This window comes from Spongiactinospora gelatinilytica (assembly GCF_003236385.1).
In the GTDB taxonomy this organism is placed as follows: domain Bacteria; phylum Actinomycetota; class Actinomycetes; order Streptosporangiales; family Streptosporangiaceae; genus Spongiactinospora; species Spongiactinospora gelatinilytica.
The window spans coordinates 36,021-45,584 of sequence record NZ_POUA01000015.1; the positions used below are offsets into that span (position 1 = coordinate 36,021).

Annotated in this window: 10 protein-coding genes; all 10 read right to left on the reverse strand. The window is 72.6% G+C overall.

What is annotated here, in order from left to right; translation table 11 throughout:
* Positions 1-6 precede the first annotated feature (6 nt).
* Positions 7-393, reverse strand: coding sequence for a hydroxyphenylacetyl-CoA thioesterase PaaI (gene paaI, locus C1I98_RS03715; RefSeq protein WP_199536705.1), 387 nt, complete (start codon positions 391-393; stop codon positions 7-9).
* Entirely contained in the window at positions 390-1,244 is an 855-nt protein-coding gene (locus C1I98_RS03720; protein WP_111165644.1) for an SDR family NAD(P)-dependent oxidoreductase, read from the reverse strand. Before C1I98_RS03720 ends, paaI begins: the two co-directional genes overlap by 4 nt.
* On the reverse strand, positions 1,241-2,509 hold the full coding sequence (locus C1I98_RS03725) for an MFS transporter (protein WP_111165645.1): 1,269 nt from the start codon (positions 2,507-2,509) through the stop codon (positions 1,241-1,243). Before C1I98_RS03725 ends, C1I98_RS03720 begins: the two co-directional genes overlap by 4 nt.
* Positions 2,506-3,732, reverse strand: a complete 1,227-nt coding sequence (locus C1I98_RS03730; RefSeq protein WP_111165646.1) for an AMP-binding protein — start codon at positions 3,730-3,732, stop codon at positions 2,506-2,508. Before C1I98_RS03730 ends, C1I98_RS03725 begins: the two co-directional genes overlap by 4 nt.
* Positions 3,729-4,718 (reverse strand): ATP-grasp domain-containing protein, encoded by a 990-nt coding sequence (locus C1I98_RS03735; protein WP_111165647.1) that lies wholly within the window; start codon positions 4,716-4,718, stop codon positions 3,729-3,731. The genes C1I98_RS03730 and C1I98_RS03735 overlap by 4 nt, the downstream gene beginning before the upstream one ends.
* Entirely contained in the window at positions 4,715-6,055 is a 1,341-nt protein-coding gene (locus tag C1I98_RS03740; protein WP_111165648.1) for a KamA family radical SAM protein, read from the reverse strand. The genes C1I98_RS03735 and C1I98_RS03740 overlap by 4 nt, the downstream gene beginning before the upstream one ends.
* A complete protein-coding gene (locus C1I98_RS03745) occupies positions 6,052-7,749 on the reverse strand; it encodes a class I adenylate-forming enzyme family protein (RefSeq protein ID WP_111165649.1) in 1,698 nt (565 codons plus the stop codon). The genes C1I98_RS03740 and C1I98_RS03745 overlap by 4 nt, the downstream gene beginning before the upstream one ends.
* Positions 7,746-9,068 carry a flavin monoamine oxidase family protein gene (locus tag C1I98_RS03750; protein WP_111165650.1) on the reverse strand — a complete coding sequence of 441 codons (1,323 nt, stop codon included), beginning with the start codon at positions 9,066-9,068 and terminating at the stop codon, positions 7,746-7,748. The genes C1I98_RS03745 and C1I98_RS03750 overlap by 4 nt, the downstream gene beginning before the upstream one ends.
* A complete protein-coding gene (locus tag C1I98_RS42580) occupies positions 9,065-9,283 on the reverse strand; it encodes a phosphopantetheine-binding protein (protein ID WP_111165651.1) in 219 nt (72 codons plus the stop codon). The genes C1I98_RS03750 and C1I98_RS42580 overlap by 4 nt, the downstream gene beginning before the upstream one ends.
* Positions 9,280-9,564, reverse strand: a 285-nt coding sequence (locus C1I98_RS03760) for an AMP-binding enzyme (protein ID WP_146607266.1), incomplete at its 5' end; no start/stop codon positions are given. The genes C1I98_RS03760 and C1I98_RS42580, both read right to left, overlap by 4 nt.

A 9,564-nucleotide genomic window follows, 5' to 3' on the forward strand; every position in this document is an offset into this window, starting at 1 on the left:
CTCCTTTCATGAAGTACATGAAGTACGGGGCAGGGTGATGCTCTGGCCGCGGAACTCCGCGACGATCTGGCCGGACGGCCGCGACACGGTGACGTCGTAAACGCCGTGCCTGCCGTACCTGACCCGTTCGGTGGCCTCGGCGACCAGCTCGTCACCGGGCATGACCGGGCGGACAAAGGTCACCTGGGCGCTCTGCGCCAGCGTCAAAGGCCCGCCACAATTGCAGGCCCGGTCGAAGGCCGCGTCGGCGAGCAGGAACACGTACCCGCCATGCGCGAGCCCGTGCCCGTTGACCATGTCCGCGGTGACCCGCATTCGCAGCCGCGCCCGGCCCGGACCAACAGACTCGACGGTGATGCCGAGCGTCCGGGAGGCCGCGTCGACCCCGCTCACACCGGGGCTCCGAGCCAGCTCCGGGCCATGGCCTGTACGGCGGAGCCGTCCACGTCGGCGAGCTTGCCCGCCAGGTACTCCGCCACCCACGCGCTCGTCGGAATGCGAAAGGCAGGTTCCTCAGCGCCCAGCGTGCTCACCACCACCTCCGCGACCTCCTGCGCGGACTGCCCGGCCGTGGCCCACCCCGCGTTCACCGCCCACTCGAAGTAGCGGTCGAACGCGGGCGCGTACGGCCCCGAGTCCCGCCGGATCGTCTTGCGGCTGACGTCCGGGAAGTACCCGAACCGGGTGTCACGCACGAAACCGGGCACGACCACGCTCACCCGTACCCCGTGCTCGGCCGCGACCGGCGCCAGGCTCTCCATGAAGCCCTCCACCGCGCCCTTGGCCGCCGCGTACGCCTCGTTGAACGGCTGGCCCACCACCCCATGGACGCTGCCGATGGTCAGCAGCCGCCCCCGGGCGGCCCGCAGCATCGGCATCGCCACCCGGCTCACCGCGATGACCCCGAAGAAGTTGACCTCCAGGTTGGCCCGCAGGGCCGCCATGGTGGACATCTCCATGGTCGGGTCGAAGTTGGATATTCCGGCGTTGTTGACCAGCGCGTCCAGCCCGCCGTACGTCCCGCGCACCCCCTCCAGGCAGTCCGCGATGGACACGGCGTCGGTGATGTCGAGCCGGCGGACGTCCAGCGAGACCCCGGCCTCCGCAGCCGCCGCCCGCAGCCCGGCACCCCGTGCCTCCGGGTCGCGCATCGTGGCCACCACCGTGTAACCGGCGCGAGCGGCCATAACAGCAGTCGCCAGGCCGATGCCCGAGGACGTCCCGGTGATCAGCAGTGTCGTCATGTCAGGCTCTCCGCGGGTTCGGCGTCCCGCCGGGCGCGGTCCAACAGCGGCTGGACCCGCAGGGCGGGCAGGAAGGAGAACGCGGCCAGCAGCGTGCCGCCGACCATGACGGCCTGGGCCGCGCCGAGCACGCCCATGCCGCCGGTGAGCAGGGTGACCGCCGTACCGCCCACCAGCGCGGCCAGCGGGATCACCCCCCAGGTCGCGGTCCGGAACGCCGCGTGCATCACGCCCTGGTTGTCGGCGTTCATCCGGGACTGCCGGATCGGCGCGCTGCACACGTTGATGCACGACATGAAGAAGCCGTAGCAGCCGAACGTCACCGCGATCACCGGCCCGGCGGGCAGCGCGGGCGCGGCGAGGATGCCGAGCCCGACCAGGCAGTGCAGCAGCAGCCCCCAGGCCAGCGTGCGGCCGAGTCCGAGCCGGGCGCCGATCCGAGGGGCGACCAGAGCGCCTGCCACCGCCCCGCACGCGGCCACCGACATGGCCGCGCCGAGCGCGCCCGCCGAGAGCCCGAACCCCTCGTACGCCAGCACCGGCAGCACGGTCACGAAGATCGGCCCGCCCGAGTTCAGCGTCACGGCGGCGACGATCACCCGGCGCAGTACCGGATCGGCCCAGTTCAGCCGGAACCCGAGCAGCAGCCGCGCCCACATCCCGCCCTCCGGCACCGACGTACCGCCCCATGGCCGCATGGCCCGCACGCACCCGGCCGAGACCAGGTAGCTGGCCGCGTCCACGAGCAGCGTGGCCACCCCGAAGGCGTGGTACAGCGCGCCGGCGATCGACGGGCCGCCGACCTCGGCGACGGTCCGGCTGCCCTCCAGCCGCGAGTACGCCCGCACCAACCGGTCCTCCGGCACCGTGGTCGGCACCGCGACCAGGTAGCCGATGTTGAAGAAGATCGTCGCGGCGCTGATCAGCGCCACGCACCCGAACAGCAGCGGCGTGGACAGCACCCCCAGCCAGTACGCCACCGGGATGACCAGCACCGCCACCATCCGCACGAGGTCGCACACCAGCAGGGTCGCCCGCTTGTCCCACCGGTCCACCAGCACCCCGGCGACCGGCCCGAGCAGCGGAATCCCGAGGTACTGGGCCATGGCCACCACGCCCACCTCGAACGGCGACGCGTCCAGCGCGACGATCATCAGTGTCGGGACCACGAACACCGTGATCCGGTCGCCCACGAGGCTCACCGACTGCGCGGCCCAGAACAGGCCGAACTCCCGGCCCAGGCCCAGGCCGCGCGGCAGCCTCACGGCTCCTCCCGCACGACGAAGCCGGAGGTCTTGCCGGTGCGCCCGTTGCTGATCAGTTCGTCCACCGCCGACACCCGGAAGGACTCGGGGTCATGTTGGAAGGCCGTACTGATCGTGAACGTGCCCGACATCAGGTCCCGGCGCAGCCGTTCCGGCAGATCACCGTCCGAAACCCCCAGCAGCAGGACGTCCACGGAAGCCACCCGCCCCTGCCGCTCGGTGATCAGCACCTGCGCCCGGGTGACCCCCGGCTCCCGCTCGGCCCGGGCCACGATGTCGTCCACGTGCAGGCCCAGCCCGCGTACTTGCACCACCGAATCCCGCCGCCCGAGGATGTGCAGCGCCCGATCCTCCCGCCCGCACGAGCACGTCACGAACCGTCCCGCGTCGCCGGTGCGGTACCGCAGCACCGGGTTGAGCACGTCGGGGTCGAGCGTGGTGAAGTCCAGCAGTCCGTCCGAGTCCGCGTCCACCCCAACGAGCTGCGACGGCAGCAGGTGGAACACGTCCGCCGGGCACTGCGGCGTGTTCGTGCCCGCCACCCACGTCTCGGTGCTGCCGAACATCCCCCAGCGGCGCGCGTCCGGGGCCACCGCCGCCATGTCCTCGTCGAGCTGCGGGTGCCACGCCTCGCCCAGCCAGAGCACCTTGCGCAGCGCCGGCAGCTTCACGCCGGTGGCCCTGGCGTGCGCGAACCACAGCCGCAGCACGCTCGGCGTGCCGCCGAACGCGGTCACCTCGCGGTCGCCGAAGAACGACAGCCAGTCGCCGTACTCGTCCCTGCCCACCGACCCCAGCGCGATCACCTGGCAGCCGGACAGGTCGGCGAACGCGCCCGCCAGGAAGTGCGCGCCCCACATCCGGCCCGCGCCCCACCCGTTGACGAACACGTCGTCGCGGTGCAGCGGACGCCACTGCTCGTATACGCCCCGCATGTAGAAGCCGGTGGGGGCGTAGCCGACCTTGGGCGCGCCGGTGCTGCCGCCGCTCTGGAACAGCCAGGTCGCGCCGCGCTCGGCGGCCGGCCGCAGGTGCGCAAGCGCCACGTTCAGGTCGTCCTTGACCAGCGGGGGGAGCGCGGCCACGTCGTCCAGCGTGCGCGGTTCGCCATGGCCGGCGTAGCGGGCGGCGAGCGCGGGCACGCCGCGCAGCCGGTCCAGGGACCGGCGGGCCACGTGCAGGTGCGGCTCGGCGGCGGCGGGCGTCAGGGAGAACGCGTTCACAGGGTCACCAGCTCTCGGGTGTCGTGGTGGCGGGCGTGGGCGTCCCGGTAGGCGGTCCAGCGGGCGCGGGTGACGTCGCGCTGGAGCGCGCGGGCGGGGTCGCCGAAGTCGGGGGCGATCACCCCGTCCGGCTCCAGCTCGGAAAACCAGTACCGCTCCCCGTCGAAAAGGAAGTCCACGCAGAAGAAGGGGATGGGCAGCTTCTCGGCGAAGTAGGCGGTGGCCGCGGCCAGCTCCGGCGGCACCGGCGGGAACTCCATCGCGCCGCCCCTGCTGGCGTTGGCGACCGGGGAGCCGGGCTCGGGGATGCGCTTCATGACCGCGTACGGCTCGCCGTTGACGACGTAGACCCGGTAGTCCACCGTCCCGTCGCCCAGGTACGGCTGGACGACCAGCGTCGTGTCCCCGCCCTGCGCCAGGCTGGCCAGGCCGCGGATCTCCTCGGCGTCGCGGGCCAGGTTCACCCCGCCGCCGCCGCACCACCCGGCCGGCTTGACGATCGCCGGGTACGTGAGGCCGCCGAGCGCCACCTCGTACAGGTGCTTGCCGACGTCCCGCCCGGTGCCGATGCGCAGGGTCGGGATCGGCGGGACGGGGGAGTCGGCCAGGTGCAGTACGGTGGCGAGCTTGTCGTTGGCGATCGGCGACAGCCAGGGCGGGAACGGCAGGTAGAAACCGGCCTGCTCCAGCACGGCGTACAGCGCGTACTGGTTGAACACGTCCATCGACTGGTAGGGCAGCGAGTACAGCGCGGTGATGAACAGCGTGTCGTCCGGGGTGACCCGCTCGCCGTCCACGTAGACGCGCGGCTCGCCGGGGCGCAGGCCGTCCACGGTCACCGCGTCGGGGGCGTGCATGGTCCAGGAGATGCCGAGTTCGGCGGCGACCTCGGCGTACATGTCCCAGAAGAACGTGTGCCACATCGCGGTGGCCCTGGTGGACTCCCGGTCGGGGAAGATCCAGCACATCCGGCGCAGCGTGCTCATGGTCGCCTCTCTTTGCCGGCCCACCAGCGGCGGCCGGGCTCGGGCAGGGTGTCGATCGGGTCGTAGAAGGGGTACTTCCGGTCGAGGTCGGCGTCGCCGCCCAGGCCCAGGCCGTGTTTCCTGGTCCAGTAGGAGACGCCGCGTTCCCGGTCGTACTCCACGAGCTGGTGGACCCAGCGCTTGCCGACGTACGGCACGTCGCACACGATCCGGGGCGTGGCGTAGCCGGGCAGGTAGCCCATGATCGCTTCCTGGAGCCGCTGCGCCTCGTGGATCGGGGTCCGCCAGTGCTCGGCGTTGGGGATCATGTCGCAGACGTAGAAGTAGTACGGCAGGATGCCCGCCTCGTCCTGGAGCGCGAAGCACAGGTCCAGCAGGTCGGCGGGGGTGGTGTTGCACCCGCGTAGCAGTACGCCCTGGTTGCGCACGTCCCGTACGCCCGCGTCCAGCAGGGCCCGCGCCGCCTCGGCGACCAGCGGCGTCACCGAACGCGCGTGGTTGGCGTGGGTGTGCACCGCGAGGTTCACCCCGCGCTGCCGGGCGAGGCCCGCCACCCGGGCCATGCCCTCCAGCACCTCCGGCTGGAGCCAGTGCTGCGGCAGCCCGACCAGCGCCTTGGTGGCCAGCCGGATGTCCCGCACCGACGACAGCTCCAGCAGCCGCGTCAGGAACGTCTCCAGCCGGGGCCACGGCAGATTGGCCAGGTCACCGCCGGAGACCACCACGTCCCGTACGCCGGGCGTGCGCTTGAGGTAGTCCAGGATCAGCTCCTGCCGGTCCACCGGCCGCAGCGCGAGTCTGGCCTTGGTCACCTGCGGGGTCGAGGTGCCCACCAGGTCCATCCGGGTGCAGTGCCCGCAGTACTGCGGGCAGGTGGACAGCAGCTCGGCCAGCACCTTGGTCGGATACCGGTGGGTCAGCCCTTCCACCGCCCACATCTCGGCCTCGTGCAGCGAGTCGCGCTGGGCGTACGGGTGGCTGGGCCACTCCGGGTGCCGGTCGGACCGCACCGGCATCAGGTACCTGCGCACCGGGTCGGCCAGGAAATCCTCTGTGAAGGTGTCGGCGTCGCCTGCCATCACGTTGAGCAGCTGCGGTGTGACCAGCACCGGCATGGTCGCGAACCGTTCGGCGTCGGCCGCGAGGTCGGCGTAGAACGACTCGTGTAACAGGTCGCCCACGACCGCGCGGAGCTGCCGCGCGTCCTTCACGCAGTGCGCCCGCTGCCACTGGGCGTCGCGCCACTGCGCCACGGTGACGTCGCGCCAGCCGGGCAGTCGCCGCCAGTCCGGCTCGGTGAGCGGCCGGCGCGCGTACACGTACGGGTCGGCGCTCATCCGGTCAGCAGCCCGGCGTGGCGGGTGCGCAGTTCCCGCTTGAGCACCTTGCCGGTGGGGCCGAGCGGGTACTCGTCGTCGCGGCCCGCGATGATCACCGCGGCCAGCGGGGCCAGGCCCGCGTCGGCGAGGGCCTTGTTGGCGTGCTCGCGTACCTCCTCGGCGGTGACACCGGCCGCCTCGGCCTGGGGCCGTACCACGGCGATCGGCCGCTGGCCCTCGCCGGAGGGGACGCCGACGACCGCGCAGTCCTGCACGAGGTCGGCGCAGTCGGCGATCAGCACCTCCTCCACCGGCAGGCTGTAGACCCGCCCGGCGGCGGTGTCGATCACGTCCACCGTCCGGTCCAGGTGGTAGAACCGGCCCTCGCCGTCCCGCCAGGCCACGTCCCCGGTCAGCCAGTAGCCGTTCAGCTCGAAGCTCCTGGTCATCCGCTTGTCGTGCCAGTAGCCCGGGGTGCGCGACGGGGTGATCACGCCGAGCAGGCCGACCGTGCCGTCGGGCACCTCGGTGCCGTTCTCGTCCAGTACCGCGGCCTTGATCACCGCCTCCTGGGCCTTGCCCACGCAGCGGTCGGCGCGCTCGGTCTCGGGCGTGGTGACCTGGCCGAACAGCGCCATCCCCATCTCCGAGGAGCCCAGCCCGTCGATGAACTGCGACCCCGGCCGCGGCTCGTCGTCCGGGCCGCCGCCGGGCAGCAGCCACGGCTTGATCAGCCCGGCGGGCCGCTCGCCGAGCCGCACCAGCTTCCTGATGTGCCCGTAGTGCGCGCTGTCCCCGGTGTTGAACCAGGTGTGGACCTTCGCCGCGGCCCTGGCCGGCGGCTCGCCGGTGGCCAGTTCCACGAACGTCCTCGGGAACGAGGCGACCATGGTCGGCTGGAACGTTTCCATCACCGGCTCCACGACCGCGCGCCGCCAGTCGGACATGACCACGGTCGGCAGCCCGAGAAGCACGGCGGTCAGGAAGTAGCTGAGCCCGCCCGCGTGGGTGTGCGGCATCAGCGACATCAGCTTGTCGTACGGCTCGGCGGGGAAGCGCACCATCCGCTGCTGCTTGCCGTCCCAGAAGCTGCGGTGGCCCAGCGTCGTGGACTTCGGCGTGCCGGTCGTGCCGGAGGAGTGGATCAGCGCCACGAGGTCGTCGGGCTCGTGCCGGTGCGGGTAGGTCTCCGGCAGCTCGCCGGAGGCCGCGTCGTGCGCCCGCACCTCGGCGGACAGGGCGATGAACCGGGGACGGCGGGACGGGTCGTCCCGGTAGGCCAGCAGCAGCTTGGTGGTGTCGTCGGCGACGATGCCGACCACGCCCACATGGTCGAGGTAGCGGACCATGACGTCGGTCCGCATCGCGTCGTTGACCAGCGCGGGGATCGCGCCCAGCGCGGTCAGCGCGAGGAAGTGGATCAGCGGCTCCAGCCCTTCGGCGACCACGATGGCCACCGGCTCGCCGGGGCGTACGCCGTTGGCCCGGTACCACTTGGCATAGCGGTCGCGCAGCGCGGCCAGGTCGGTCAGGCTGTGCCCGCGCAGCACCACGCCGCCGCGATGGTCCTCGTGGTGGCTGTAGATGAACGGCACGCCGCGGTTGGGGTTGGCCGCCAGGGCGTGGTCCAGGAAGTTGCCCGCGCCCAGACCGGGTTCGGTCATGAACGCCTGCCGTACGCCGAGCGGGGCGATGGACGTGATCTCCGTCATTGCTCCTCCTGTGTTTCGGCTATTGCCGTGGCCGCCCGGTGTCCCGAGCGGATCGCGCCTTCCATGAGCCCGAAGAACTCCGTGCTGGTCTCGGTGCCGGCCCAGTGGACGCGGCCGTGCGGGGCGATGAGGCCGGGGCCGAGCAGGCCCCAGTCCCCGGGGCCGAACAGCGCCGCGTAGCAGCCGCGGCTGTACTCCTCGCCGATCCAGTCCGTGACGTGGACCTGCGCCGGGGCGGGCAGTTCGGGGAACAGCCGGGCGGCCTGGGCCAGCACCCGTTCGCGCCGCTCGGCGGCGGGCAGCGCGGCGAACCGGTGCGCCTCCGAGCCGGTCACGAAGCCGGTCAGCACGCCCGCGCCGCCGTCCGGCGGCGAGTCGTCCACGGTGGACAGCAGCGGGCCGGTCGCGTTGACCGTCCAGCCGGACAGCCCGTACTCCCGCCACAGCGGCCGTGGATAGATCAGGTGGACCTTGACCGCGCAGCCCGGCGCGGTCGCGGTCCGCGCCCGGGGCGTCGGCAGGCCGGGCCGGAAGTCGATCGCGCCGGCCAGCGCGGGCGGCACCGCGACCACCACCGTACCGGCCCTGACCTGCCCGGACGCCGACACGACGATCACGCCGTCGCCGTCCTGGTGGATCGCGCGCACCGGCTCGCCGAGGCGTACATCGAGCCTGGCGGCCAGCCGTTCGCACACCTGGTGCGCGCCGCCGTCGATCCGGTCCTCCTGCGCGCCGCCCGCGAACGCGTTCAGGTACCGCAGCCCGCCGCCGGACCGCAGGTAGAACGCCATGTGCAGGACGGACACCGCCGCCGGGTCGGCGGCCATCATCTCGCCCAGGAACAGCGGGAAGAACCGGCGCGCGTCCGGGTGCCGCAGGTGCTCGGCGGCCCAGCCGGCGGCGGTCCGCCGGTCCAGGTCGGCGGCGTCCGGGGTCAGCCAGGGGGCGTCCACGCGGACCTTCGCGCACAGGTCGGTGAGCGCGTCGAACAGCTCGCCGAGCGCCACCGCCGACAGCGGAGGAAACCGGCCCGCCCGGGTCCCGACGTCGCCGCCCAGCTCGAACCGGCTGTCGCCGGCCATGGCGGTGGGAGTGGTCTTGAGGTCCAGTTCGGCCAGCAGGGCGGTCAGTTCGGTGTGCCGATGGCCCAGGTACGCCGCGCCCGCGTCGGCCCACACGCCCGGCGCGACTTCGAGGCCGTACGTCCGGCCGCCCACCCGGTCGCGGGCCTCCAGCACGGTCACCTCGATGTCCCGGGCCAGTAGGTCGCGGGCGGCGGTGAGCCCGGCGAGACCGGCTCCCACGACGACGACGCTCATGCCCGGCTCGCGATCTTCTCGGCCAGCGCGCCGGGGGTGGGCGCGGAAAGGAAATCGTCGAAACCCAGCTCGACGCCGCAGTCGCGGGCGATGCCGCTCAGCACGCGAGTGGCCAGCAGTGAATCACCGCCGCTGACGAAGAAGTCGCTGTCCGCGCTGACGTCGGGGTTTTCCAGCACGCGGCGGAAAAGGTCGGCGAGTGCGTCGGCATTCACGAAACGGCCTCCTTGGGGGTCGGGTTCTTCTGGTTTCCCGCGGCATATCGGCGGTGCGTACCGGCGCGGTCGGCCTTTCCACTCGGCGTGTAGACGAGTTCCGGCACGACGGTGATCCGGCCGGGCACCAGATGGGCCGGTACGCGGTCGCGCAGGAATTCCAGGACGTCGGCGGGAAGGTCGCCGGCCGGCCATTGCGGGCGGGGCACGACATAGGCTGCGAGGGTCGTGTGGTCGCCGGTGGCCACGCCGGTCACGGCCACCCCGCCCACCCCCGGATG

Bases quoted from the DNA above. Each gene is read 5' to 3' on its own strand.
- C1I98_RS03720 (WP_111165644.1), bottom strand. From the start codon at position 1,244: ATGACGACACTGCTGATCACCGGGACGTCCTCGGGCATCGGCCTGGCG.
- C1I98_RS03745 (WP_111165649.1), bottom strand. From the start codon at position 7,749: ATGACGGAGATCACGTCCATCGCCCCGCTCGGCGTACGGCAGGCGTTC.
- C1I98_RS03735 (WP_111165647.1), bottom strand. From the start codon at position 4,718: ATGAGCACGCTGCGCCGGATGTGCTGGATCTTCCCCGACCGGGAGTCC.
- C1I98_RS03740 (WP_111165648.1), bottom strand. From the start codon at position 6,055: ATGAGCGCCGACCCGTACGTGTACGCGCGCCGGCCGCTCACCGAGCCG.
- C1I98_RS03750 (WP_111165650.1), bottom strand. From the start codon at position 9,068: ATGAGCGTCGTCGTCGTGGGAGCCGGTCTCGCCGGGCTCACCGCCGCC.